We start from the raw sequence: 24,125 nt of genomic DNA, 5'->3' as shown, positions 1-24,125 counted from the left end.
ACCACTGTGTTTTGTGGGGGCATGGCCCTCACACCCTGGCTGGGGTCAGGCCCCCAGACCACTGTGTTTTGTGGGGGCACGGCCCCCACACCCCCGCTGGGGGCAAGCCCCCAGACCCCCTTGACGGTCCAGATCTGGCCCCTACGCGGCCGAGGAGTCACGTTCGTCCTGGCGGCGGTGGAAGTCCTCGGTGAGCCGATCGGCCTCTTCGGGGTGCTCGGCCCACCACTTGTTCGCCTGCTCACACAGCTGGCGGAAAGCTTCCCGCTCCACCGCGGCCACGACCCAGGCGTGCACGGACAGGCCCGCCCGTGCCGTGCGGCCGGCGACCCGGGCGTGCGTCTCGTCGGACACGGTCACGGCCTCACGCTTCGCCATCGGGCCACTATAAGACGGCTTTCCCGGCCGGGCCGGGAAGATCAACGGCGTGTCTTACCCGGCCTCGGGCAGGACGTCTCCGCGGTACCGCGCGTCCACGTCGCCGCTGATCCCGGCGCCGGCGGCCCGGCGGCCAAGCACGAAGACGTAGGTCAGGAAAGCGGTTTCCGCGACCGCCCCGATCCCGATCCTGGCCCAGGTGGGCAGCCCCGACGGGGTGACGAACGCCTCGATCGCCCCGGACACCAGCAGCACGCAGGCCAGGCCCAGCGCCATCGCCGCGGTCGCCCTGCCCTGCTCGGCGAGCGCGACCGCCCGGGACCGGCGGCCGGGGTTGATCACCGTCCAGCCCAGCCGCAGCCCGGTGCCCGCCGCCACGAACACCGCGGTCAGTTCCAGCAGGCCGTGCGGTGTGATCAGCCCGAGGAAGATGTCCAGGCGACCGGCCGCGGACATCAGGCCCGCGCCGACACCGACGTTGAGCGCGTTCTCCCACAACGCGTACAGCACGGGAATCCCGGCCAGCACGCCGAGGAACAGGCAGGTGGCCGCGACCCAGGCGTTGTTCGTCCACACCTGCGCGGCGAACGACGCGGCCGGGTTGCTGGTGTAGTACGTCTCGTACGCACCGCCCGGCGCGGTCAGCGCGCGGATCTCGTCGGGCGCGGCGATGTTCGCCTGCACCCGCGGGTCGCGCGCGATCCAGGCGGCGAGCAGCCCACCGACCACGATCGTCGCCAGCGCGGTGGCGATCCACCAGCGCCTGCTGAGGTACACGGCGGCCGGGAAGCGGCGCGAGAAGAACAGGCCGATCTCGCGCCAGGCCGGGTTGTGCGTGCCGGTGACCGCCGAGCGCGCCCTGGTCACCAGCGACGAGAGGCGTCCGAGCAGCGCGGGATCGGGAGCCGTCGAGCGCACCATCGACAGGTGCGTCGCGGCGCGCTGGTAGAGAGTGACCAGTTCGTCGGCCTCGGGGCCGGGCAGCGGGGCGCGCCGGTCGAGCAGTTCGGCCAGCCGGTCCCATTCGGCGCGGTGCGCTGCGACGAACAGGTCCACGTCCATGGCCGCCAGACTACAGTTGGGTGGTGTCCGCAGAACCGCTAGTCACCGGCGAGGCCGTGGTCCTCGACCTGCGGATCGCCCGGCTGGCCAGCCGTGGCGTCGCCGCCGCGCTGGACCTGCTGCTCCAGTTCGCCGTGCTGCTCGTGGTGCTCGTCGCGGTGATCGTGGCGGGCGTCGAGGACGGCGCGCAGGCGGCGGCGATCCTGCTGGGTGTGTTCGTGCTGGTGCGGGTCGGCTATCCGGTGCTGTTCGAAACCCTCGGCGGCGGCCGCACGCTCGGCAAGATGGCGCTGGGCCTGCGTGTGGTGCGCGACGACGGTGGCCCGATCCGGTTCCGGCACGCGCTGACCAGGGCACTCGCGGGCGTGATCGTCGACTTCGGACCGGTGCTGGTGTGGAGCGCGGTCGCCATCGTCGTTTCGCTGTGCTCCGAGAAGTCCAAGCGGGTCGGGGACTTTCTGGCCGGAACCGTGGTGATCACCGATCGCGCCCCGGACACCCCGGCGCCGGCGATCACCATGCCGCCCGCGCTCGCCTCGTGGGCCGGGCAGCTGGATCTGTCCGCGCTGACCGACGATCTGGCGCTGGCCGCGCGGCAGTACCTCGCGCGCTATCCGCAGCTGCGGCCGGAGGCCAGGGATGCGCTCGGCCACGAGCTGGCCCGGGAAGTCGCGTACCGCATCGGGACGCCGTTGCCCTACGGCGTGCCGCCGTGGGCCTTCCTGCAAGCCATGCTGGCCGAGCGCCGGGACCGCTCCCTGGGTTGCGTGCCGCGCTTTCCGGGGGTTCAACCCCCGGGCCCCGACCGGTGGCAGGCCCCCGAACCCCCTTCGGTTGTTCCCGTGACACCTCCGGTCCCGCCGCCCGCGGACGGCCCTTTCACCCCACCGGCTTAGTACTACAGGGACAGTTCTGAGTGCGACCTGCGGCGATGCCGCAAGCGCCCAACTACCCACAGGGTTGCGACCAGGAGCTATCGCCAGACTGAAGTCGATCTAACCCTGTAGTTTCAGCCCGCCCGCCGGTCCAGTGCGGTGGCGACCAGGGCCTCGCTGAGGGTGCGCAGCTGCCCGCGCGCGTCCGCGGAGGACGCCTGCGTGTCCGGCTCCGACCGGGCGGTGCCGTCGAAGTAGGCGCCCGTCACCGGCGCCGGCTCCGGATCGGTGATCAGGCGCAGCACCGCGGATCCGCCTTCGTCCAAAGTGCTCATCACGCGGCGGCCCGCTTCCCGCACCATGGTCGTCGGCATCAGCGTCGCCGGGTGCAGCGCGTTGACCGTCACGCCCGCTTCGCGCAGTTCGCCGGCGAGATCGATGGTGAACATGATCTGTGCGAGCTTGCTCTGCCGGTAGGCGCGCCCGCCGTCGTAGGACTTCGTCAGTTGCGGGTCGGCGAAGTCGATCGCCTGCTGACCCGCCGAGGACACGTTCACCACCCTCGACGGGGCCGAGGCGGTCAGCAGCGGTACGAGCCGCCTGGTCAGGTGGTAGCCGGCCAGGTAGTTGACGGCGAACCGCAACTCGATGCCGTCGGCGCTTTCCTCCCGCCGCGACGGGTCGGGACCGGTGCCGATGCCGGCGTTGTTGACCAACACGTCGAGCCGGTCGAAGCGGCCGGAGATTTCGTCGGCGAGCCGGTCCACTTGGGACAGATCCGTGAGATCGGCCTGGACCGTCGAAACCCCGAGTTCCTCGGACAGTCGCCGGAGCCGCTCGGGATTCCGCCCGTGCGCGACCACGTCTTCGCCCGCCTTCACCAGCTGGGTGGCCAGGTAAGCGCCGAGCCCGTTCGTGGCTCCGGTGATCAGGATCGTCACGCCGCCGAGCCTAGTCGCGCACCGCCGTCGACGCGGAGCACGACGCCGGTGGTGAAGGTGTTGTCGATCAGGAACGAGATCGCCGAGGCGATGTCCTCCGGCCTGCCGACCCTGCCGGCCGGCGTCGCGGACGCGAGCGCCGCGAAGGCCTGCTCGCGCGCCTCGGGTCCGAGGAAGTCCCACCACGGGGTGTCCACGACGCCCGGCGACACCGCGTTGACGCGCAGCGGCTTCAGTTCGACCGCCAGCACCGGGACCATCGCTTCCACACCCGCGTTGACCGCCGCCAGGTGCGCGGTGGCCGGCATGGCCGCGCCCGCTGAGGCGGCGCTGACCAGGGTCAGCGAACCGTCCTCGCGCAGCACCGGAAGCGCGGCGTGCGCGACGGCCGCGTGCGCGACCAACTTGCCCTCGAGGCCGGCCCGGAGGTGCGCGGTGGTCAGCTCGGCGAAGGGGGTCGCCCCCGAAGGGCCGGTCGCGGTCACCACGACGTGGTCGACCTGGCCGATGCCGGTGAAGAACTCCTCGAGCGCCTTGGGGTCCCGCGCGTCCACGGCCTCCCCGGTGGCGTTCTTGCCGAGCCGCTCCAGGGCGGTGGCGAGTTTGGCGGTGTCCCGGCCGGTGACGACCACCTCGCGCCCACTGTCCACCAGATGCTGGGCGGTGGCCAGTCCGATGCCCGAGGTTCCACCGACGATCACGACACGTTCGGTCACGTTCACTCCTTTTCGAGTCACTGTGCCTCGTAAATATATTCGAGGCACAGTGACTTGTAAAGTGACCTGATGACCGGCACCCGGGGACGCCCCCGCAGCGAGGAGGCCAAACGCGCGATCCTGGACGCCGCGCTCCTGCTCTGCGAGCGCGATGGCTACCAGCAGCTCACGATCAAGGGCATCGCCGACGAGGCGGGCGCCGGCCGCCAGACGGTCTACCGCTGGTGGCCGGACAAGGCGGACATCCTTATCGACGCGCTGGTCGACCTGCGGGAGCGCGAACTGGCCACGCTGTTTCAGGAGACCGGCGACACGCTGCGCGATGTGGAGGTGGTGCTCAAGGTGACCTTCAAGCTCAACCGGGAGCTCATCGGGCCGGCCCTGGTCGGTGTGATGGCCGACGCCCAGCGTGACCCTGAGCTGTCGAAACGCCTGCAGGACACGGTGATCGGCCCCCGCCGTGACGCGTTACGGGACATCCTGCGGCGCGGGGTCGAGGCGGGCACGCTGGCCGAGAACGTCCCGCTTCCGCTCGTCGTCGACTTCGCCTTCGGTGCCATGTGGTACCGGCTGCTGTCCCACCATGCCCCGATCGATGACGAACTCGCCCGGCAGATCAGCGACGCGATCGCGCGCCTGCTCGCCACTTCCCCGTATGGTGGGGCGCATGGCCGCACCTGAGAACCGTCGCTTCACCCTGGACAACGGCCTGCGGGTCGTGCTCGCGCCGGACGGGACAGCTCCCGTCGTCGGCGTCGCCGTGCATTACGACGTGGGCTTCCGCTCCGAGCCGGAGGGGCGTACGGGGTTCGCGCACCTGTTCGAGCACCTGATGTTCCAGGGCAGCGAGAGCCTGGAGAAGCTGGCGCACTTCAAGATCGTGCAGTCGAGCGGGGGCACCTTCAACGGGTCCACCCATCCCGACTACACCGACTATCACGAGGTGCTGCCCGCGGCCGCGCTGGAGCGCGCGCTGTTCCTGGAGGCGGACCGCATGCGGGCGCCGAAACTGACGCAGGAGAACCTCGCCAACCAGATCGACGTGGTCAAGGAGGAGATCCGGCTCAACGTGCTGAACCGGCCCTACGGCGGGTTCCCGTGGATCCTGCTCCCGCCGGTGCTGTACCGGACGTTCCCGAACGCGCACAACGGCTACGGCGACTTCACCGACCTGGAACAGGCCACACTGGACGATTGCGCGGCCTTCTTCGACACCTACTACTCGCCCGCGAACGCGGTGCTCACGGTAGCCGGTGACTTCGAGCCCGACCAGGCTCGCGAACTGGTCGAGAAGCATTTCGGCGACGTGCCTCACCGCCCTGCGCCGCCGAAACGTTCGTTCGCCGAGCCGCCGCCCGCCGGTGAGGTGCGCGGCAACCACGTCGACCCGCACGCGCCGCTGCCCGCGCTCGCCGTCGGCTATCGCATGCCGGACCCGATCAACGAGCTGGACGCCTACCTGGCCAACCTGGTCCTGGCCGGGGTGCTCACCGATGGCGATGGTTCCCGGCTTCAGCAGCGGCTGGTGCACCGTGAGCCGCTGGTCACCGACGTCGGCGCGGGGGCGGGGCTGTTCGGTCCCTTCGAGGCGCGTGACCCCGACACCTTCTCGGTGACCGCCCTCCATGCGCCGGACGTGGCGCCCGAGCGAGTGCTCAGCGCGCTGGACGAGGAACTGGAGAAGCTCGCCGCGACCCCGCCGGAGGGACAGGAGCTGACCAAGGTCACCGCGCGCTGGAGCGCGAGCCTGCACTCCGAGCACGACCGGCTGGTGTCGCGCACGCTCGGGCTCGGCGCGTTCGAACTGCTCCACGGCGATCCGTCGCTGATGTACCGCCTGGCCGACCGGATGGCCGCGGTCACCGCGGAGGACGTGTCGGCCGCCGCGGCCGCGCTGCGTCCCGACTCGCGGGCCGTGCTGCTTGTCGAGCCCGAAAAGCGTGGCGAAAACTGAATTGGCCGGATTGGCGGCACCCAAGATGACCACTGAGCGCGCGCCTGTGGATGCGGAAACGCGGAGGCGGGCCGGAGGTCCGTCTCCGCGTTTCCGCTTGCGCGCAGGCCGCCGGAAATAACGGAGGAAAGAAACCAGTGACCTCGACGGATCACCGTACGGCGGAGGACATCGGGCACACCGCGGCAGGGCCGCGTCCGGTGCCGGAACTCGGCGGGCAGCGTACGGTCGCCGAACTGTTCCATGTGGACACCGTGCTGGGCAACGGGCTGCGGGTGCTCGCGGTCCGCAAGGCGAACGTGCCGATGATCGAGCTCCGGCTGCGGATTCCGTTCGGCGGCACCGACCCGCTGCACGCGGCCACGGCCGAGGTGCTCGCCGAGACCATCCTCACCGGCACCGAGCGGCGCGACCGGGTCGAGATCGACACGGAGCTGGCGCTGATCGGCGGCGAGCTGAACGCCTTCCTCGACCCGGAACGGCTGTCCTTCAACGGCTCAGCGCTGTCCACCGGGCTGCCGACGCTGCTGGACGTGCTCGCCGACGCGCTCACGTCAGCGTCCTATGTGGACGGTGAGGTGGCCAGGGAGTCCGCCCGGATCGTGGAACGGCTAGCCGTTTCGCGCACTCAGCCGCGGGTGATCGCCCGGGAATCGTTGCTCAAGCACGTCTACGGCGATCACCCGGCGACCCGGGAAATGCCGCAGCCCCAGGACGTCAAGGCCGTGACGCCGGAGGCGGTCCGTGCGCTGCACGCCGACGCCGTGCTGCCGCGTGGCTCGGTGCTCGTGCTCGTCGGCGACCTCGACCCGGACGGCGCGGTCGCCGACGTCGAGCGGGCGCTCGGCGGATGGCGGTCCGACCGGGCGGCGTCCACCTTGCTCGCACTGCCCGAAATCTCCGGCGGTGACGTCCTCCTGGTGCCCCGGGCCGGCGCTGTGCAGTCCCAGATCAGGCTGATCGCGCAGGCGTTGCCGCGCACCGACCCGCGTTACGCCGCGCTGCAGCTGGCGAATTTGGCCTACGGAGGGTACTTCTCGTCGCGTCTGGTGGAAAACATCCGTGAGGACAAGGGATACACGTACTCCGCGCACTCCGGGTTCGAATTCACCGGCGCCACCGCCACCCTCGGCGTGGACGCGGACACCGCCAACGAGGTGACGGCCGCCGCGGTACTGGAAACCCGGTACGAACTCGGCAGGCTCGCCCTGGTTCCGCCGGACGGCGCCGAGATCGCCTCGGTGCGCCAGTACGCGGTCGGTTCGCTCGTCATCTCCACCTCGTCCCAGGCGGGGCTGGCTGGTCAGCTGTCGGCGCTGGCGTCGAACGGGCTCGGCGTGGAGTGGCTGGCCCGGCATCCCGAGCGCCTCGCCGCCGTCACGGCGGAGGAGATCGCCCAGGCCGCGTTGGACTTCTTCGCGCCCACGCGGTTCACCGGTGTGGTAGTCGGCGACGCGGCGAGCCTCACGTCAAGGCTGGCCGCGCTCGGCGGGTTCACCGTGGGAGACGCGGCAGTCCGATGACCGTTCCGTTCCGGCTCGCCAAGTCGCCGACCCTCTCCCGGTCCACTGTGGATCGTCAGGAGACCTTGCGCGCCGACCCCGAGCGGTTGCGTGCTCGCTGGGCCACCGCCCAGGTCGTGCTGCTGGACGACAAGGCACGGACGCCTGTTCGCGAGGGAGAGAAATCGCTGGCCACCCGCAAGGGGGTGGGCTTCGGAGACACCCCGCCGGAGGACGCGGTGTTCCTCGGCGAGTGGCAGGACGTGGACTACTGGTCGATGCCCGGAGGCCCCGAGGGCGAGCCCGAGCTGATGGAGGCGCGCGGCAGCTGGGGTTTTCGGGAACAGATCCCGAAGGTCGGCGACGAGCTCTGGGTGGACCTGCGCGCGTACGGCGACATGCTCGACGACACCGCCGCCGGGCTGTTCACCACCGCGCAGGCGCTGCGTCACTGGCACTGGCGGGCCAGGTTCTGCGCCCGCTGTGGCTCGCGCACTCGCCGGATCCAGTTCGGCTGGGCGACCCAGTGCGATTCGTGCGGGCACGAGGAGTACCCGCGCACCGACCCGGCGATCATCTGCCTGGTGCACGACGATGTGGGCGTCAACGGCGAGCGGGTGCTGCTGGCCCGCCAGCCCGTGTGGCCGAAGGGCAGGTACTCGGTGCTCGCGGGGTTCGTCGAGGCGGGCGAGTCCCTGGAAGGCTGCGTAGTCCGGGAAGTCCGCGAGGAGGCCGGCGCCGAGGTGTGGGACGTGCGCTATCTCGGCAGCCAGCCGTGGCCGTTTCCGCGTTCGATCATGCTGGGCTTCACCGCGCGCGCCGACGCCTCGCGGCCGCTGACTCCCGCCGACGGCGAGATCGAAGAGGCACTGTGGGTGTCGCGGGCCGAAGTCAGCGCGGCGTTCGAGGCCGATGGTGAGCCGGTGCCCATCGCGGGTGGTGCGTCGACGATGATCCTTCCCGGTAACTCGTCGATCGCCCGGGTGATGCTCGAAGCCTGGGCTTACGCGGAATCGGGAGCCTGACCTGGGACGGGGGTTCACGGCTTTTGTCACGGTCAGCCGGGCGAGCTGATCGAAGGGGGCCGGGGACGCGTGGGTAGTCTGCGTCAGGTGAGTGCGGCACGGGCGATCGGACTGCTGCTGGGGACGGCCGCGGACGGAGTCGTCGGCGAACACAAACACCTCGGCCGGCTTCTCCAAGGCCGGTCAGGAGCGTTACTGGCGGGGGCCGCCCTGCTGACCGGCGTGTGCGTCGAGCGGGCGGGCCGGAAACGGCCGGTGCTGCAGGCGGCCGGCACGGCGGTGACCACCTGGGCCGTGCTCGGTGGTACGGAACTGGCCGTGCGGAGCACATCGCTCGCGCGCGATCTGGAGGAAGGCGAACTCGCCTCCGCGCGCGGCAGGCTCGCGACGCTCGACGCGCGACGGACGGAAAGCCTGGATGTGATCGGCATCTCGCGAGCGTCGGTCGAGTCCGTCGCCCGGCACACGTCGGACTCCGTCGTCGGCCCGCTGTTCTGGGGTGCCGTCGCCGGAATCCCGGGGCTGATCGCGTCCCGCGCGCTGGCCGCGCTGCGCGGGCTGGGACGGCCTGTGGCCACTCTCGACACGCTCGCCGATCTGGCGCCCACCCGGGTCGCCGCCGCGTTCACCGTCGCCGGCGCGCCCGTCGTCGGTGGGTCCGCGAGCGGGGCGTGGCGGGCGTGGCGGCGCGACACCATCGCGCATCCGGACCCGAACTCCGGCCGCGTCGAGGCCGCCTTCGCGGGAGCGCTGGGGGTCCGGCTGGGCGGCCGGGCCGTCTATCCGCACGGGCTGGAGGAGCGGCCGGTGCTGGGTGACGGGCGCAACCCGGACGCCGGACACGTCACGCGCGCGGTGGAGCTGTCCAGAGTGATCGGCTCGCTGACCGCGCTCAGTTCCGCGGTGCTGGCTGTTCTGCTCGGTTTTCGGCGTCGGTCTCGGTAGCCGTCTCTTCCTCCTCCGCGAGCATTTCCGCGACGGACTTGCGGCGCCGCTTCGGCTGGCCGGCCCGTTCGGCGAGCACGCCGCCCGGCTTCAGTTCGCGCACCGTGAAGTACACCAGACCACCGAGCGCCATCACGCCGAACGCGATCCACTGGAGGGCGTAGGAGAAGAACGGTCCGGAGTCCAGCTGGGGCAGCGGAAGGGCGTTGAGCACGCCGGGCTGGTTCTCGTCCAGCTGGAAGTAGCCGGGCCGGATGGCCAGGCCGCTCGAGCGGGCCACCACCCGGGAATCGACGGCGTAGCTCTGCAACCGGCCACCGGTCGAGGCGTCGGCGAAGGCGTCCCGGTTCTTCGGGTCGGTCTCGTCCGCCCGGATCCGAGCTTCGACCTGCACCGTCCCCGCCGGCGGAGCCGCGTAGGGCGGCACCACGCCGTGATCACCCGGGCTGAGGTAGCCACGGTCCACGAGCACGATCGGACCGCCGGTGGTGCGCAGCGGGGTCAGCACCTCGAACGCAGGCTCGCCCTGGACCGTGCGCAGCCGGGCGACCACCTCCTGCCCGGGCAGGTAGGTGCCGGTGATGGTGACGCGGCTCCATTCCGTCTTCGTGTCCGGCGCGACGCCGGGCGGCAGCACCTCGTCGAGCGGCTTCGGATCCGCGGTGAGGGATGCCTGGATGGCGTCGTTCTGGGCCTCCCGCTGGGTGTTGCGGCTGAACTGCCACGGCGAAAGCAGGTAGAAGCAGGCGAACGCGAACACGAGCACGCCGCCCACCAGCGCCAGCCAGCTCGGCCGGAACAGGAACTTGAAGGTGTTCAGCCGCACGCTTCTACGGTAGGCGCAAGGACTTTCGGGCGGCGTTCAGGGCCTGCCGCACGTAACCGCCGCCGAACACCGCGGCGTGCATCAGCAGCGGGAACAGTTGATGCAACTCGACGCGGTCGCGCCAGCCGCCCGCCAGCGGGGGTTCGGCGCTTTCGGCGTAGGCGCCCAGGATGCGGTCCAGCTGGGGAGTGCCGAACAGCTGGAGCATGGCCAGGTCGCCCTCCCGGTGCCCGCCGTGCGCGGCCGGGTCGATGAGCCAGGCCCCGTCATCCGACCAGTGCACGTTCCCGCTCCACGCGTCGCCGTGCAGCCGGGCGGGCGGTTCCCGCGGGGCCAGTTCCGGCAGGCGTTCGCCGAGGCGGTCGAAGGTCGCGGCCTCTTCCGTCGTGAATAGGCCCTGGTCGAGGCACATCCGGACATAGGGCCGGATCCGGTGCTCGGCGTAGAAGGTGGGCCAATCCGGATGGGCCTGGTTGCGCATCGGCGCCATGCCCATCCACGCGTCGACCGGGCCGCCGGGCGGTGGGCTGCCGAACGCGGGCGCCCCGCGCAGATGCAGTCTCGCCAGCCCGCGGCCGAGTTCTTCGGCGGCCCGCTTCGACGGCACACCCGGCCGGACGTACCGCAGGATGATCCACTCGTCGTCGTGGCCGTACACGGTGGGCACCCGCACGTCACCGTGCTCGCCGAGCCAGGCCAGCCCGGCCGCCTCGGCCGTGGTCGCGCCCGCACCGCTGCCCCGCTTCGCGACCACCACCTCGCCATCGGCGAGAACGGCGAGGAAGACCGACCCACCGCTGGCGCGCAGGTCGGTCACTTCGCCGCCGTGCAGGCGTTCGACCGCTTCGGCGGCCTTCACAGACGCTCCCGGACCCAGCCGAGCAGGCCGGGCATCGCACGTTCGATCATGCCGATGACCTCTTCGAAGCCGTCTTCACCACCGTAGTACGGGTCGGGAACTTCGGGATCCCGCTCGGCCGACGGGTCGAATTCGCGCAGCAGCCGCACGCGCCCGGGGTCGCCCACCTTGCGCCGGAGCGTGCGCAGATGCCCGGTGTCGGCCGCGAGCAGCAGGTCGGCACCCAGGTGGTCGCCGTCGATCTGGGCGGCGACATGCTTCCCGCGGTATCCGTGGGTGGTCAGCGTCGCCCCCGCCCGGTGGTCGATGGTTTCGCCGACATGCCAGGGGCCGGTACCCGCGCTCGTCACTCTTACCTGGTCGGCCAGGCCCGCGTCCCGCAAGTGGTGCCGGAACACGATCGCCGCCATCGGGGACCGGCAGATGTTGCCCGAACAGACGAAGCAGACGTGGAGGTCGGTGAGGTCGGTCACGCCCACGAGTCTGCCTGACAGTGCGCGAGCGCGTTACGACGGCGCACAGGTGGAGCGCAGGCTCCGGGTGAGCGCGCTGGAGTGCAGGGGGCCGAAGTGCCGCTCGGCGTCGACCAGCCGGATGCCGGCGAGGACGCGGGCGTCGCAGAACACGTTGGTGCGGGCGGGTGCAATGTCGGACAGCTCCTGGAGCAGCGTGTTGTTGACCTGGTCGATCCGCGGGCGGATGGCCGACAGATCCGGTCTGCTGGTGGGCGCGCGGTCGGGATGCGCCGTCCAGTACGCGTACCGGCCGCGCTGCACGATCTTGTTCGCCTCGATCTGGTCTCGGAAGAACGTGGTGACCGCGGCGGGGTCGAGGCCCAGTGACGGGGCCTTGGCGGCCATCGCGTCCAGGACCTGTTGTTCCCGCGCCGGATCGTCGATCGGCTGAGTGGTGCCGAACTTGGCGGCCGCCACTTGGTCCGCGAGCCGAACCCGGTCGGCCGAGGACTCGATCAGCGGGAGGAGGGAGCGTGTCGGTGCGGCTGAAGCCGTGGCGGGGACCGCGACGGAGAAGGCGACCGCCAGAACCGTGATCAGGACCCGCATGCCGGAAGCCTACCGGGTTGTCGGTGGGAATTTCACGCATGCGACCGCCCTGGGAAAAGCGGCGTCTGTGTCCCGGCCGAAGAACTCGGTCGGAGGGAGGAACGATCACGGAGGCACGAAGATGGGTCATCGGCATCGTCGTCGCGTTGATGATCAACGTGGTCGGCGGGGCACGGCCGCGGCGACCCAAGGGTCCGCATCGGTGCGGGCGGACCTCGACCCGGACGGGATCATCGAGACGGTGACACTCACTCAAAGCGGCGCCAACATGCAAGTGCTCGAAACGCGGATTCGCGGATGCTCGATCCGGGCCGTGCTCCCGATGGCCGAGTGGGCCGGCGTTCAGCCCCGCAGATGGTCGATCTCAACAACGACGGGAAGAAGGAGGTCGCGGTCACCGAGGTCGTCGGCGCGAACACGACGGGGGTGACGGTGTGGGACCACGACGGGGCCAAGTTCCGTGAGCTGATCGTTGCCCTCGCGCGGACCGTTGCCGCTACTGGAGGGCGGCGGCCTGGCGGCACGCTCCGGCTACCGGTGCACACCGACCGAGTTCCGCACGCTGATCGCGTTCGACACGGAGGTCGACGAGCTTTCCGCGGAGCCACGGACCTGCACCGGCACTGTGGAGACCTACGAAATCGTGGACGGGGTCGCCCTTCCGACGGCGGGGCTTCGCTGACCTCAGTGCTCGAAGGAGATCCGGCCCTCACCCACGATCCGGCCAGCTGCGGGTAAACGGGCGAAGCGGGCAACCCCGGAGGCCGATTTCGCGCGATCGGCGCAGACATCGGTAGCTGGGAGAGCCGACCACGGCCGGGCCAGTCGGGCGGTCCAGTGCGAGGATCCCGTTATGGCCGCCCTTGCCGACGTGATCAACGCCCTGGAGACCGCCTACCCGCCCGCGCTCGCGGAGAGCTGGGACGCCGTCGGGCTCGTTTGCGGTGACCCGGCCGAGGGGGTGGAGAAAGTGCTCGTATGCGTCGACCCGGTCACGGCGACCGTGGACGAAGCGATCGAGTTCGGCGCCCAGTTGATCGTCGCACACCATCCGCTGCTGCTGCGCGGGGTGCACGGCGTCGCCGCGGATACTCCGAAAGGGCGCCTGGTGCACCGCCTCATCCGCGGCGGCATCGCCCTCTACTGCGCGCACACCAACGCCGACTCGGCCGCGCCCGGGGTTTCGGACGCCCTCGCCCAAGCCATCGGACTCCAGGTCCGGGGGACGCTCGATCCGCAAGCGCAGCACGATGGCACCGGCATCGGCCGGATCGGCGAGCTGCCCGCGCCCGAACCGTTCTCGGCCTTCGTCGAGCGGGTGGCCCGTGCCCTGCCCAGGACCGAGCCGGGCGTGCTGGGCGCCGGCGACCCGGACCGTCTGATCCGGACGGTCGCGGTCTCCGGTGGCGCCGGGGACGGTTACCTCGCCGCGGTCAGGGAAACCGGGGTCGACGCGTATGTCACCGCGGATCTCCGCCACCACCCGGCGCTCGAGCATCTCGAGGCGGGCGGGCCCGCGCTCGTCGGCGTCACGCACTGGGCGAGCGAATGGCCTTGGTGCGAGCAAGCCTCGGCCGTTCTCCGCGCGGCGTTTGCGGGTAACGTCGAGGTTCACGTGTCCACGCTCCCCACCAACCCGTGGACGATTCGATCTTCAAGGGAGAACGACCGGTGAAGGCAGAACCCGCCGTCCAGCGTCAGCTGCTCGACCTCGCGAAGGTGGATGCCGAGCTGTCCCGCGTCGAGCACCGCCGCCGCACCCTGCCCGAGCTGGCCGAGATCTCCGACGCCGAGAAGGTCTTGAGGGAGCGGCGCGACGCGCTCGTCTCCACCCAGACCGCCGTCTCCGACCTCGACCGGGAGATCGCCCGGCAGGAGAAGGAGATCGAGTCGGTCCGCGCCCGCGGTGACCGCGACCGCAAGCTGATGGAGTCCGGCTCGGTTTCGGCCAAGCAGATGACCGACATCCAGCACGAGCTGGACACCCTGGCCAGGCGGCAGAGCGCGCTGGAGGACGACCAACTCGAGCTCATGGAGCGCCGCGAGGCGCTCGACATGGACGCCCAGCGCACCGGCGCCGAGGTGGACAAGGCCGAGCAGGCGCTGGCCGACGCGAAGCGTCGCCGCGACGAGGCGCTGGCCGACCTCGAGACCACCCAGGCGCGCCGCGACGAGGACCGGGCCAAGCTGGCGCCGAGGTTCCCGGACGAGCTGATGCGGCTGTACGAGCGCGTTCGGGCGCACAAGGGGATCGGCGCCGCCCTGCTGCGGTCCCGCCGCTGCGGGGGGTGTCAGCTGGAACTCGACCGCAACACGATGGCCGAGATCAAGTCGGCGCCGGAGGACGAGGTTTTGCGGTGCGACAACTGCGGCGCCGTCCTGGTGCGGACGCTGGAGTCCGGGCTGTGAGGGTCGTCGTCGAGGCCGACGGCGGGTCGCGGGGAAACCCCGGCCCGGCCGGTTACGGTGCCGTCGTGAAGGACGCCGAGACCGGCGAGGTGCTGGCGGAGCGTCAGGGCGGGCTCGGCGTCACCACCAACAACGTCGCCGAGTACACCGGCCTGGTCGCCGGGCTGCGTGCCGCCGGCGAACTCGGCGCGTCCACTGTGGACGTGCGGATGGACTCGAAGCTGGTCGTCGAGCAGATGTCCGGCCGGTGGAAGATCAAGCACGCGGCGCTCCAGTCGCTGGCGGCGCAGGCGCGCGAGCTGGCGTCCTCTTTCGACCGTGTCCGCTACGAATGGGTGCCGCGTGCCCGGAACGCGCACGCCGATCGCCTCGCCAACGCGGCCATGGACACCCAGGCGGGCAAGTCCCCGAAAGCTGAGGTTCCGGCACGCACGAGCGCTGCGGCCCCGAGCCGGTGGAGCGGCGCCCAGGGCACGCCGACCAGGATGTTGCTGCTCCGCCACGGTCAGACGGAGATGTCGGTCGACGGGCGCTACTCCGGCCGGGGCGACGTGCCGCTGACCGAGCACGGCCGCCAGCAGGCCGCGGCGGTGGCCAAGCGGCTGGCCGGTCTGGCGGGCGTGGTGCTCGACGGTGTGGCCGCGCCGATCATCTCTTCCCCGCTGACCAGGACCAGGCAGACGGCGCAGGCCGTCGCGGACGCGATCGGCGGGCGGGTCGAGACCCACCAGGGCCTGCTGGAGACGAACTTCGGTGAGTGGGAGGGGCTGACCTTCGCCGAGGCCGCGCGCCGAGACCCCGGGCCGCACGCCGAGTGGCTCCGGGACACGTCGGTGCCCCCGCCGGGCGGAGAAAGCTTCGACTCCGTGTACCGGCGGTTGGGCAAGGTCCGCGACGAACTGGTCGAGGGCCACGGCGGCCGTACCATCGTCGTGGTCAGCCATGTCACGCCGATCAAGTCGCTGCTGCGGATGGGCCTCGACGCCGGGGCGTCGCTGTTCTTCCGCCTGCACCTCGACCTGGCGTCGTTGTCGATCGTCGAGTTCTATCCCGACGGCAACGCCTCCGTCCGCCTGGTCAACGACATCTCGCACCTCGGCTGAGAAGGGCCATCACGACAAGCACCCGGTCGTCGGGTTCGTGAACCTCATGGGGACGGCGACCTCGACCGCCTTTCCGAAGCGGACTGACCGGTCCCGTCGAAGTCCTTGCCGTTGCAGGCATACCCGCCGGACATCCGCCCGGCGAGCCTGCGGGCCGCCGGCGAACCCGGTGTGCTCAAGCCATGGTTCACCCGGCCCGGTGAGTACGTCCGCAGCCGGGATGCCACAGTCCGGGCAGGGCAACGCCGTCCACAGCATGGGAACCCGGCACGCCCGCCGCTCGGCGGGAAGTTCTATCCTGAACGTGCGGACGAGTTGGCCGGGCGGCCGCGAGGGGTCACTCTCGAGGAAAGTCCGGACTCCACAGGGCAGGGTGGTTGCTAACCGCAACCCGGGGCGACCCGCGGGAAAGTGCCACAGAAAGCAGACCGCCCCGGCCGTGGTGCCGGGGTAAGGGTGAAACGGTGGTGTAAGAGACCACCAGCATCCCGGGTGACCGGGATGGCTCGGTAAACCCCACCCGGAGCAAGGCCAAGAGGACGTCCTCGCCGGACGTCTGCGCAGGCGTTCGAGGGCTGCTCGCCCGATGCCTGCGGGTAGGCCGCTCGAGCCTGCCGGCGACGGCAGGCCTAGATGGATGGCCGCCACCCGGCGCCGCGAGGCGCGGGGGCACAGGATCCGGCTTACAGGCCAACTCGTCCGCCCGATGATCGATTCAGTCCGGATGGGCCTACTGAGGTCGTTCGGCCGCAGGCTAACGTCTGGCTCGTGGATCACGAGAAAGTCGGGGCACTCGCGCACCGGTGCCATCGCGCGCTCGAGCCGCTGCACGCCGTGATCTATTTCGCGCCGGAGGCCGAGCAGCGCTACACCTCGGCCGGGTTGCGGCCGGGCCGCATGGGCTATTTCGCCAGCCGATCGGCGCCGATGGGTGCGGTCGGCCCCGGGGTGGTCGGGGCCACCTTCTACAACTTCAGTCCCGAGTTGATCGCCAGGCACATCCCGCGTGCCTGGACCTTGGCCGGTCCCGAGAAGGTCGTGGCCGCGCGTTTCGGCGCGGCGGACGCGGCGCTGCGCCGCCTGCTCGGGGACGCCGTGTCGGCGCCGGAAGTGGCCGAAGCGGCCACGTTGGCCAGGGAAGCCACCGAGGGCTGCACCATCGAGGGCCGCCCGCTCTACGCGGGGCATGCCGAGCTCGACTGGCCGTCCGAACCGCATCTGGTGCTCTGGCACGCGATTACGCTGCTCCGCGAGTTTCGCGGCGACGGGCATGTGGCCGTGCTGGCCGCCAACGGGCTGGGCGGGCTGCCCGCGCTGGTCACCCACGTGGCGACCGGGAAGGGCTTCCTCCCCGCGATGGCCAAGGCCAGCCGGGGCTGGTCCGACCAGCAGTGGGCCGACGCGACCGCCGAGCTCACCGCGGCGGGCCTGCTCGACGACCGGGAAACGCTTACCGAGGCCGGTGCCGGGCTCCGGCGCCGGATCGAGGAGCAGACCAATGCCGCCGACACCGGCCCCTGGCTGGCGCTGGGCGCCGACAAGGCGGCGAGGCTCGCCGAACTGGGCCGGTCGCTGAGCCGGACGGTGGTGGCCGCGGGGGCGTTCCCGCCCAACGTGTTCGCGAAAGGTGCACCCAATACGTGACGAACGGCCGCTCTGATCACTTAGTGTGACAACAAAAGGGATAGGTCCGTGTGTGCTGGGGGACGGCCGCCGGAGGGATGATCGACTCCTCGGGCGGGCCGGTCACACCCGGGTATCTCGTGTGCCGCCGAACGGGTCATGCAACACTGTTCAGGCCGTGGGCAGTCGGCACAATGGCCAACCCAAAGTGAGCAGATCACTCGCCAGCAGGTGAGCTGGGTCGCAAACTACGAAATAAGGGTGGTCGGGGTTAATCCTGGGCGGTGTTGCAACGATGATGGAGGGCGATGAACTCCGTGAGACCGACCGTACTGAGCTTGGGGTGAATGGACTGCCTTCGACAGAGGTTCGACACACGGCGGTTGAACCGTTACCGCTCGTGACGCCATGATCTAGACCAGACCGGACAATCTCTGACCTCGTGAGCCTGGCGGCTCACCCGACATACCACTCCTCGCACCCGGGAGTACGCGATGACCATGATGACCGTTGCCCAGCTGGCCGCTGGCGAGATCAAGACCAGAGGCGTCCAGCAGTGGATGCTCGACAACATCATCCCGCTGGTACTGCTGGCCGTCGCGCTGCTGCTGCTCTGGCTCGGCGGCGGCAAGGGCGACAACGCCGGGGTGATGCGCCGGCTGGCGGGTGTGGTGATCGCACTGGCGATCATCGGCTTGGCCGTCAGCGGGCTCGGTGTCAACGTCGGCGAGTGGATCGCCGGTTTGTTCACCGGCTGAGCGCGGGGGCGCGCGTGCGGATTCGAACCGATGACGAGGTCTACCGGGTCGATGCGGTCTGGCTCGGCCCGCCCAAGGCCACCTTCCCGTGGCGGGCCAGATACGTGGCCTGGGGTGTGGGTATCGGCGTCTTCCTGGTGGTACTCACCGTCGAGCGGCAGCTCGGCGTCGGGTTCGGATTCTTTTCCACGGCGTGGGCCTTCGTCGCCACGATCGTGGTCACCCGGCTGATCACGGCCAAGATCAGCCATGAGCGCCCGCTGAGTTCGGTGTTCACCATGTGGTTGCGGGAACTGCACACGCCGAGGGAGCGCACCCGCGGCGAAGGCGGCGCGGTCACCGCGACCAGGCTACGGGTGAACGCTCGGCGGCCCCTGCCCAGGCACAAGCGCCACCAGGCGAGGGGCGTGCCCCCGGACAGGGCGTGGGGGCCGCACCCCCGCAAATCGCAACGCAAGCGCCGTTCTCCGGCGCCGGTCAGGAGGTAGCCGTTGTTCGGTCGTGGCGGACGCCGGAAGAACGACGCACGCGTAGCCAAGCACCCGGCGAGGCCGAAGCCGGCCGGCCGGCGGCTGCCCGGTGAGCAGGCCATCCCGAGCTACACTCCCTCGATCGCGTTGCGCAGCATCGACGGTCACCTGGTCCGGACCGGTCACGAGGTCTACGCCTGGTACCGGCTCGCCCCGCAGCGCTGGTCGTTCCGCTCGGACTCCCAGCGCCGGGACCTGACCGCGGCCATCGCCGGGCAGTACGCGGAGCTGCAGGGCCGGTGGCTGCACCTGCGGGTGACGACCCGGCCGTACCCGATCCGGATGTGGGCCGAGGCGCACGTGCACAACGCCGTGGGCAGGCCGAACGACGTGCCGGGCGCGCTCTCGTTCGACGACTACCTGATCGGCGAGCAGCAGCAGTTGATGGGCCGCTCGATGGCCGAGAAGGAGGTCTACCTCGGCGTCCAGGTACAGACCAGGCGCATGGTGGACCGCGCGGTGGAAAGCGCCGCGCCGCTGCTGCGCAGGATCCTGCCCGAGGCCGTGGATGCCGAGCTGACCGCGCTGGACTCCGAAGTGGAGCACCTGGACCAGGTCATCGGCTCGTCCGGCCTGGAGGGCCGCCCGGTGCATGCCGAGGAGATGTCCTGGCTGATGCACCGCTCGTGTTCGCTCGGCCTGCCCGCCCCACGCAACCTGCCCGCCGTGCCCGGCGCGGCCTGGGAGCCGGAGGACCTGGCCAGCTTCACCGACGCCGCCGACTTCCACGCCGAGCCCTACGCGCCCACGCTCACCGTCCGCGGCCGCACCGGGTCCAACGCCGGCGTCGCCCGCCATGTGGCCGTGCTCACCGTCGGGCAGATGCACGGTCTCCAGATCCCCGAGGTGGACGACCCGTGGGTGCAGCACGCCGACCGGTTGCCCGCCCCGGTCGAGTGGTCCGCGCGAATCTACGTGCGCCGCCCCGAGGAAGTGGCCGGTGAGCTCGCGCGCCAGATGAACAAGGTGCGCTCCCAGGTCAAGCACTACACCGACGAGCACGAACTGGAGCCGCCGCAGTCGCTGGCCCGGCAGGCGTCCCGGGTACTCGAGATCGACGACGAGATGACCTCCGGGTTCACCGCGCTGGCCACCCGCGTGCGGTCGTGGTGGCGCCTCGCGGTTTCCGGGGTCACCGAGCGTGAGGCGCTGCGCCTGGCCCAGCAGTTGCTCGACCTGTACAAGCCGAAGATCGCCATCGAGCATCCCGAAGCGCAGTACGCGATGGCCCGCGAGTTCATCCCCGGCGAGCCGCTGGCCTCCTCGGCGTACACGCGGCGAGGTTCGGTGGTCTGGGCCGCGGCGGCGGTGCCCACGGCGACCGCGGAGGTCGGCGACCGGCGCGGCATCCTGCTCGGCGAGACGTGCACGGCCACCCGCCGGCCGGTCGCCTGGGACCCGTGGATGGCGCAGGAGATCCGTGACGGCTCGGGCCTGACCGCGATGGTCGCCGGACTCGGTGGCGGTAAGTCGTTCCTCGGCGGCGGCATCGTCTACAAGACGTTGCGCGCGGGTGCCCACTGGACGCTGCTGGACCCGTCCGGCCCGCTGTCCCGGTTGTGCGACCTGCCGGAGATCCGTCCCTACGCGCGCCCGATCAACCTGCTCAACGCCCAGCCCGGGATCCTCAACCCGTACCGCGTGGTGGCCGAGCCGCTGCTCGAGCACTTCATGGACGAGGACGATCCGGAACGCGCGTGGCGCCGCGAGCGCGCACTGGCCGGGGCGACCCGGCGACGCCTGGTGCTCGACGTGCTCACCGGTGTCCTCCCGTACGAGGTGGCGCGGATGCCGCAGAGCCGGATCGTGCTGCTGCGCGCGGTCCGCGCGGTCGGCGGCCGCTACGACGCCGACCCCGGTCAGGTCATCGACGCGTTGCGTCGCGACTCCAGCGAGCACCACGAGCACGCCGTCGTGGTCGCCGACTTCCTCGACGAGATGCGGGAGCGGATGTCCCTGCTCATCCCGGAGAGCGACGCCGACCCGTATTCGGAGACCCGGGACGACCGGCTGACCGTGCTGACCATGGCGGGCCTGACCCTGCCCAAGGACGGCGTCGGCCGCGAGCACTGGACCGATGCCGAAGCCCTCGGCGTCGAGTTGCTCAACCTGGCCGCCTGGCTCACCCAGAGATCGGTCTACGAAAAGCCGAAGGACCACCGCAAGGGCGTGTGGATCGACGAGGCGTTCTTCCTGTCCGAGGTGCCGACCGGGCGGGTGCTGATGAACCGGTTCGCCCGTGACTCGCGGAAGTGGAACGTCCGGGTGCTGCTGTCCTCGCAGATACCCGCGGACTTCCTCAAGATCCAGGGGTTCGTGGCGCTGCTGGACTCGGTGTTCGTCGGGCGGCTGGACGACGACGGGGCCCAGGCCGACGCGCTGCGGTTGTTGAAGGTGCCGGTCGGCGTCGGGTACGAGCAGGTCGTGGCGGCGCTGGGCCGCCGGCCGGGCGCGCACCGCGACGTCGAGCGGGATCGGGAGCCCCGCCAGTTCATCTTCGGCGACGGCGCCGGGGGCGTGGAGCGGATTCGCGTCGACTTCTCCGGCCCGCACCTGGACCATCTGCGGCGCGTGCTGGACACCACACCGGGTTCCAAGGACGCGCTGCCCGCCGACTCGCGGGCGCGCCAGGCGGAACCCGAGCCCGACGTGTCGGTCCCGGTACCCGCGCCTCCGGAGGACGACCCGGAGCCGGACCTCGAACTGGCGGCCGAGCGGGAGGTCGGCCTCACCGAGGAACAGATTCTCGCCGAACAGGAGAATGCCGCGGCGGGTAAGCGCGGTGGCGGCCGTGATGCGGCATGAGTAACTCTGCTTCAAGCCGCGGCAGCCGCGGCGGCCACGACGCGATCGCGGTCACGCGCAAGGTCGCGGAGAAGACCGCATGAATACTGCGATTACCCTGCTGACCGTGCTTGCCCTGGGTTGGGGGTGGCATGCGCTCAAGAAATCCCTCAAGAGCGGCCGTAAAAGACCCGGTCGCTTTTCGGCGCTCGTAGCGGCGGCGCTGTTGTTCGGGCTGCAGGCGGTGGCCGTGGCGCCGCCCGCGTCCGCCGCCGCCTGTGGTGAGGCGCCGAACCCGGAACGGCCCGGCGCGGGCATGGTCGGCGCGCTCGACCCCGCGCAGGGCCAGGGCGAGGCGGGCAGCGCCTACATCGACTACGGGTACGCGGGCATGGTCTGGGACACCTACCAGACCAACTGCGGTCCGTTGGCCGGGATCACCAGTCCGAACTCGACCATCGACACCTGGGCGGGCAACGAGCTGTTCGACATCGCCAAGAACGTGGTGGGCGCGACGAACTCGCTGCACTACACGGTGATGCAGGGTGGGCTGCTCACCCCGATCTACAACGCGGTGAAGTCGGGCGCGGAAAAGGTCTACAACACCATCTACGCCCAGCTGTTCGGCCTCGCCGCGTTGATCCTGGCGATCATGATGTTCCGCAACATCTGGCGCGGCGACTTGTCCGCGGTCAGCAAACGCGGCCTGTACGCGCTCGCGGGGATGTGGCTTGCGGCGTCGTCGCTGGCGATGTTGCGTTACTTCGATCCGATCGACAACGCAATTGTCCAGACCACGACGAACATTCAGGCCGGGTTCGTCGACTCCACCGATCGTGTGGTCCGGCACGTGCTCCCCACCGACCTCCATACCCATGTGGTCTACGACAACTGGCTGCGGGGCGAGTTCGGCTCACCCGACGCCACGCAGGCGCAGCAGTTCGGGCGCCCGCTGCTGGACGCGCAGGCGTTCACCTGGAGCCAGTTGCGCAACGGCGACGACGCGAACCAGTCCGTTGTGGACGCGAAGAAGACCGCGTACAAGAACATCGCCACCCAGTTGGGGCCGGTCACCGGATACTTCACCGGGGAGGACGGCAGCCGGACCGGCGCCGGGTTCCTGGCGTTGCTGCAGAGCCTGGTGTACGCGCTGTTCCAGTTGCTGGCCAAGGCCTCGGTGCTGCTGGCGCAGGTGCTGATCCGGCTGTTCGCGCTGACCGCGCCGCTGATCGGGCTGGTCGCGCTGGTGCACAACGACATCCTGCGCCGGGTGGCGAAGGTGCTCGGTGCGGTCGGGTTCAACCTGCTGGTGTTGTCCGTACTGGCCGGCATCCATGCACTCCTGTTGCAGGCGATCTTCGGCGCGGGCAGTTCACTGACGATGCTTACCCAGATGGTGCTGGCTGGACTGGTCACCGTGCTGCTGTTCCTGGTGGGGCGGCCGGTGCGGCGGCTGTGGCAGATGGTGGAGATGTCCGTGGGCATGGTCGGCGCGTCGATTCCCCCGCCCAGCGGCGGCCTGTTCTCGCGCTTCCGCCGGAAGCGTGAGCCGACGCCGCAGGACGAGTTCTGGCAGAACGTGCGCGATTCCGACGACAGCGATCTCGAGACCCGCGGCCCGATCGGCGCGACCACGGGCGGCGGGCGGTTCCGGCCGGAGGCGACCATCTTCGCCAGCGCTCAGCGGCTCGACGGTGCCGGTTCCATGGCCGCGCGCCCCGCGGCGGCGTGGTCGGGCGCGCCGTGGCCGGGTGGGGGGCCTGCTTTGCCGGGCACGGGCCGGCGTGCGTTGCCCCCCGGTGGAGCCGGGGCACCTGCGCTGAGCGGCTATTCGCCCGCGAGCGGCGATCCGAACGCCTATGTGTACTCGTCCCCGGCAGGCACGACCAGGGCGGCGGACGCCGGCTGGGTCCCACCGCAGCCCCAGAGCCGCCGGGTGGACACCTCGCCGGTGTTCGACCGGGGTTGGGACGAGCCGGATCCGGTCGTGGTGCCCTCACGGGTCTCCACGTCCGCGGCCCGGGTTCCCGCGGCCGCCCAGCCGCGGCGGGTCGAGCAGGAAGTCGTCGGCGGGAAACCGGTTTTCGTGCTGTACCGGCCGTCGCGGGGAATCGAAATGCGCGACACGGACGATGTCGTGAGGTGAGCTGAATGCCTATCCGAACGAATCGCGGCAGGGCCGCGGTTTACCGCAGACTCTGGGGATTCCCGCTGCGCTCGCCCCGGCATCTGGTCGCCACGGTTGTCGCGGTCGTGGTGCTGGTGATCGGGATCGGCGTCGCGGTGCCGCAGTTGCTCGGTCACCGCGGGGGTGGCAGCGGGCCCGTCCCGGCCGGGGCCGGTAACCCGGAATCCTCGACCCAGCCCACCACCATCGGCTCGGCCACCACATCGTTGCCGACCCGGCTCACCGCGCCGCTGGCGCAGCCGACCTCGGCCGCGCCGAGCGCGGAAGCGCTGAACGTGGCGAAACTGTGGGCGCAGGCGTGGGTGAACCACCCGGCTGGGATCACCAACGCCCAGTGGCTCGACGGGCTCCGCCCGTACACCACCGAGGAGTACCTCGCGGCGACCATGTCCACTGTGGACCCGGCCAACATCCCCGCCAGGAAGGTGACCGGTGACCCGGTCGTGTCCATTTCGTACACCAGCTCCCTCCAGGTGGTGATTCCCACCGACGGCCCGAAGCTGGCCGTCACCGTGTCCAGGACCGACGCCGGCTGGCGAGTGTCCGAATACGACCAGGCGAACTGATATGAAGCGGAGCTCCA

General features: G+C 70.7%; 24 protein-coding genes and 1 other RNA gene. 17 read left to right on the top strand and 8 right to left on the bottom strand.

Translation table 11 applies throughout. The annotated features are described in order from the left end of the window. Window positions 1–141: 141 nt before the first annotated feature. Window positions 142–378 carry a hypothetical protein gene (locus VJT49_RS01515; protein WP_324162334.1) on the bottom strand — a complete coding sequence of 79 codons (237 nt, stop codon included), beginning with the start codon at window positions 376–378 and terminating at the stop codon, window positions 142–144. A 54-nt stretch (window positions 379–432) separates the two neighbouring features. Beyond that, a complete protein-coding gene (locus VJT49_RS01510; protein WP_324162332.1) occupies window positions 433–1,440 on the bottom strand; it encodes a stage II sporulation protein M in 1,008 nt (335 codons plus the stop codon). A 20-nt stretch (window positions 1,441–1,460) separates the two neighbouring features. On the opposite strand from VJT49_RS01510, the gene VJT49_RS01505 reads away from it, so the two are divergent. Next, a complete protein-coding gene (locus tag VJT49_RS01505) occupies window positions 1,461–2,336 on the top strand; it encodes an RDD family protein (RefSeq protein WP_414635776.1) in 876 nt (291 codons plus the stop codon). 113 nt (window positions 2,337–2,449) lie between these two features. On the opposite strand, the gene VJT49_RS01500 is transcribed toward VJT49_RS01505, so the two are convergent. Together VJT49_RS01500 and VJT49_RS01495 are read right to left on the bottom strand one after the other, a co-directional pair. Next, entirely contained in the window at window positions 2,450–3,256 is an 807-nt protein-coding gene (locus VJT49_RS01500; protein ID WP_324162329.1) for an SDR family NAD(P)-dependent oxidoreductase, read from the bottom strand. Then, window positions 3,253–3,972: an SDR family oxidoreductase gene (locus tag VJT49_RS01495; RefSeq protein ID WP_324162327.1), complete on the bottom strand. Its 720-nt coding sequence runs from the start codon at window positions 3,970–3,972 to the stop codon at window positions 3,253–3,255. The genes VJT49_RS01500 and VJT49_RS01495 overlap by 4 nt, the downstream gene beginning before the upstream one ends. A gap of 69 nt (window positions 3,973–4,041) precedes the next feature. Here VJT49_RS01495 and VJT49_RS01490 point away from each other — a divergent pair, with 69 nt between their 5' ends. From VJT49_RS01490 to VJT49_RS01470, 5 genes are all read left to right on the top strand, one after another. Then, the gene (locus VJT49_RS01490) at window positions 4,042–4,653 is read left to right on the top strand and encodes a TetR/AcrR family transcriptional regulator (RefSeq protein ID WP_324162325.1); all 612 of its coding nucleotides are present in this window, start codon (window positions 4,042–4,044) and stop codon (window positions 4,651–4,653) included. Beyond that, complete coding sequence (locus VJT49_RS01485; protein WP_324162323.1) at window positions 4,640–5,926, top strand: pitrilysin family protein; 1,287 nt, start codon at window positions 4,640–4,642, stop codon at window positions 5,924–5,926. Before VJT49_RS01490 ends, VJT49_RS01485 begins: the two co-directional genes overlap by 14 nt. A 137-nt stretch (window positions 5,927–6,063) precedes the next feature. Continuing rightward, window positions 6,064–7,449, top strand: a complete 1,386-nt coding sequence (locus VJT49_RS01480; RefSeq protein WP_324162321.1) for a pitrilysin family protein — start codon at window positions 6,064–6,066, stop codon at window positions 7,447–7,449. Beyond that, window positions 7,446–8,453, top strand: a complete 1,008-nt coding sequence (gene nudC, locus VJT49_RS01475; RefSeq protein ID WP_324162319.1) for an NAD(+) diphosphatase — start codon at window positions 7,446–7,448, stop codon at window positions 8,451–8,453. The genes VJT49_RS01480 and nudC overlap by 4 nt, the downstream gene beginning before the upstream one ends. Before the next feature lie 87 nt (window positions 8,454–8,540). Beyond that, window positions 8,541–9,398, top strand: coding sequence for a cobalamin biosynthesis protein CobD/CbiB (locus tag VJT49_RS01470; RefSeq protein ID WP_324162317.1), 858 nt, complete (start codon window positions 8,541–8,543; stop codon window positions 9,396–9,398). Here the strand turns inward: VJT49_RS01470 and VJT49_RS01465 are convergent. Genes VJT49_RS01465 through VJT49_RS01450 form a run of 4 tightly spaced genes read right to left on the bottom strand, consistent with a single transcriptional unit; the run spans window position 9,346 to window position 12,147 of the window. Beyond that, window positions 9,346–10,224, bottom strand: coding sequence for an SURF1 family protein (locus tag VJT49_RS01465; RefSeq protein WP_324162315.1), 879 nt, complete (start codon window positions 10,222–10,224; stop codon window positions 9,346–9,348). The genes VJT49_RS01470 and VJT49_RS01465 overlap by 53 nt on opposite strands. Before the next feature lie 4 nt (window positions 10,225–10,228). Further along, entirely contained in the window at window positions 10,229–11,083 is an 855-nt protein-coding gene (locus tag VJT49_RS01460) for a fructosamine kinase family protein (RefSeq protein WP_324162313.1), read from the bottom strand. Next, a complete protein-coding gene (locus VJT49_RS01455; protein WP_324162311.1) occupies window positions 11,080–11,556 on the bottom strand; it encodes a low molecular weight protein-tyrosine-phosphatase in 477 nt (158 codons plus the stop codon). Before VJT49_RS01455 ends, VJT49_RS01460 begins: the two co-directional genes overlap by 4 nt. Before the next feature lie 33 nt (window positions 11,557–11,589). Further along, window positions 11,590–12,147 carry a chorismate mutase gene (locus tag VJT49_RS01450; RefSeq protein WP_324162309.1) on the bottom strand — a complete coding sequence of 186 codons (558 nt, stop codon included), beginning with the start codon at window positions 12,145–12,147 and terminating at the stop codon, window positions 11,590–11,592. A gap of 472 nt (window positions 12,148–12,619) precedes the next feature. Here VJT49_RS01450 and VJT49_RS01445 point away from each other — a divergent pair, with 472 nt between their 5' ends. The 11 genes from VJT49_RS01445 (at window position 12,620) to VJT49_RS01395 (ending at window position 24,108) form a co-directional block, all read left to right on the top strand. Continuing rightward, on the top strand, window positions 12,620–12,829 hold the full coding sequence (locus VJT49_RS01445) for a hypothetical protein (protein WP_324162308.1): 210 nt from the start codon (window positions 12,620–12,622) through the stop codon (window positions 12,827–12,829). Between the two features lie 171 nt (window positions 12,830–13,000). Continuing rightward, complete coding sequence (locus VJT49_RS01440) at window positions 13,001–13,822, top strand: Nif3-like dinuclear metal center hexameric protein (protein WP_324162306.1); 822 nt, start codon at window positions 13,001–13,003, stop codon at window positions 13,820–13,822. Then, window positions 13,819–14,556 (top strand): zinc ribbon domain-containing protein, encoded by a 738-nt coding sequence (locus tag VJT49_RS01435; RefSeq protein WP_324162304.1) that lies wholly within the window; start codon window positions 13,819–13,821, stop codon window positions 14,554–14,556. The genes VJT49_RS01440 and VJT49_RS01435 overlap by 4 nt, the downstream gene beginning before the upstream one ends. Beyond that, on the top strand, window positions 14,553–15,659 hold the full coding sequence (locus VJT49_RS01430; protein WP_324162302.1) for a bifunctional RNase H/acid phosphatase: 1,107 nt from the start codon (window positions 14,553–14,555) through the stop codon (window positions 15,657–15,659). Before VJT49_RS01435 ends, VJT49_RS01430 begins: the two co-directional genes overlap by 4 nt. 311 nt (window positions 15,660–15,970) lie before the next feature. Next, window positions 15,971–16,361: RNase P RNA component class A (rnpB, locus tag VJT49_RS01425), an RNA gene on the top strand. Between the two features lie 66 nt (window positions 16,362–16,427). Continuing rightward, window positions 16,428–17,303, top strand: coding sequence for an SCO6745 family protein (locus VJT49_RS01420; RefSeq protein WP_324162300.1), 876 nt, complete (start codon window positions 16,428–16,430; stop codon window positions 17,301–17,303). A 473-nt stretch (window positions 17,304–17,776) separates the two neighbouring features. Beyond that, window positions 17,777–18,040 carry a hypothetical protein gene (locus tag VJT49_RS01415; protein WP_324162298.1) on the top strand — a complete coding sequence of 88 codons (264 nt, stop codon included), beginning with the start codon at window positions 17,777–17,779 and terminating at the stop codon, window positions 18,038–18,040. A 14-nt stretch (window positions 18,041–18,054) separates the two neighbouring features. Beyond that, on the top strand, window positions 18,055–18,528 hold the full coding sequence (locus tag VJT49_RS01410; RefSeq protein WP_324162296.1) for a hypothetical protein: 474 nt from the start codon (window positions 18,055–18,057) through the stop codon (window positions 18,526–18,528). A 3-nt stretch (window positions 18,529–18,531) separates the two neighbouring features. Beyond that, on the top strand, window positions 18,532–21,375 hold the full coding sequence (locus VJT49_RS01405; protein WP_324162295.1) for an ATP-binding protein: 2,844 nt from the start codon (window positions 18,532–18,534) through the stop codon (window positions 21,373–21,375). A gap of 79 nt (window positions 21,376–21,454) precedes the next feature. Continuing rightward, complete coding sequence (locus tag VJT49_RS01400; RefSeq protein WP_324162293.1) at window positions 21,455–23,500, top strand: magnesium transporter; 2,046 nt, start codon at window positions 21,455–21,457, stop codon at window positions 23,498–23,500. Window positions 23,501–23,505: 5 nt separating this feature from the next. After that, a complete protein-coding gene (locus VJT49_RS01395; protein ID WP_324162292.1) occupies window positions 23,506–24,108 on the top strand; it encodes a hypothetical protein in 603 nt (200 codons plus the stop codon). Window positions 24,109–24,125: the final 17 nt, after the last annotated feature.

This window comes from Amycolatopsis sp., from assembly GCF_035276945.1.
Lineage (GTDB): Bacteria > Actinomycetota > Actinomycetes > Mycobacteriales > Pseudonocardiaceae > Amycolatopsis_E.
The sequence above is the reverse complement of the archived record's forward strand: the minus strand, read 5'-3'. Positions and strand labels throughout refer to the sequence as shown.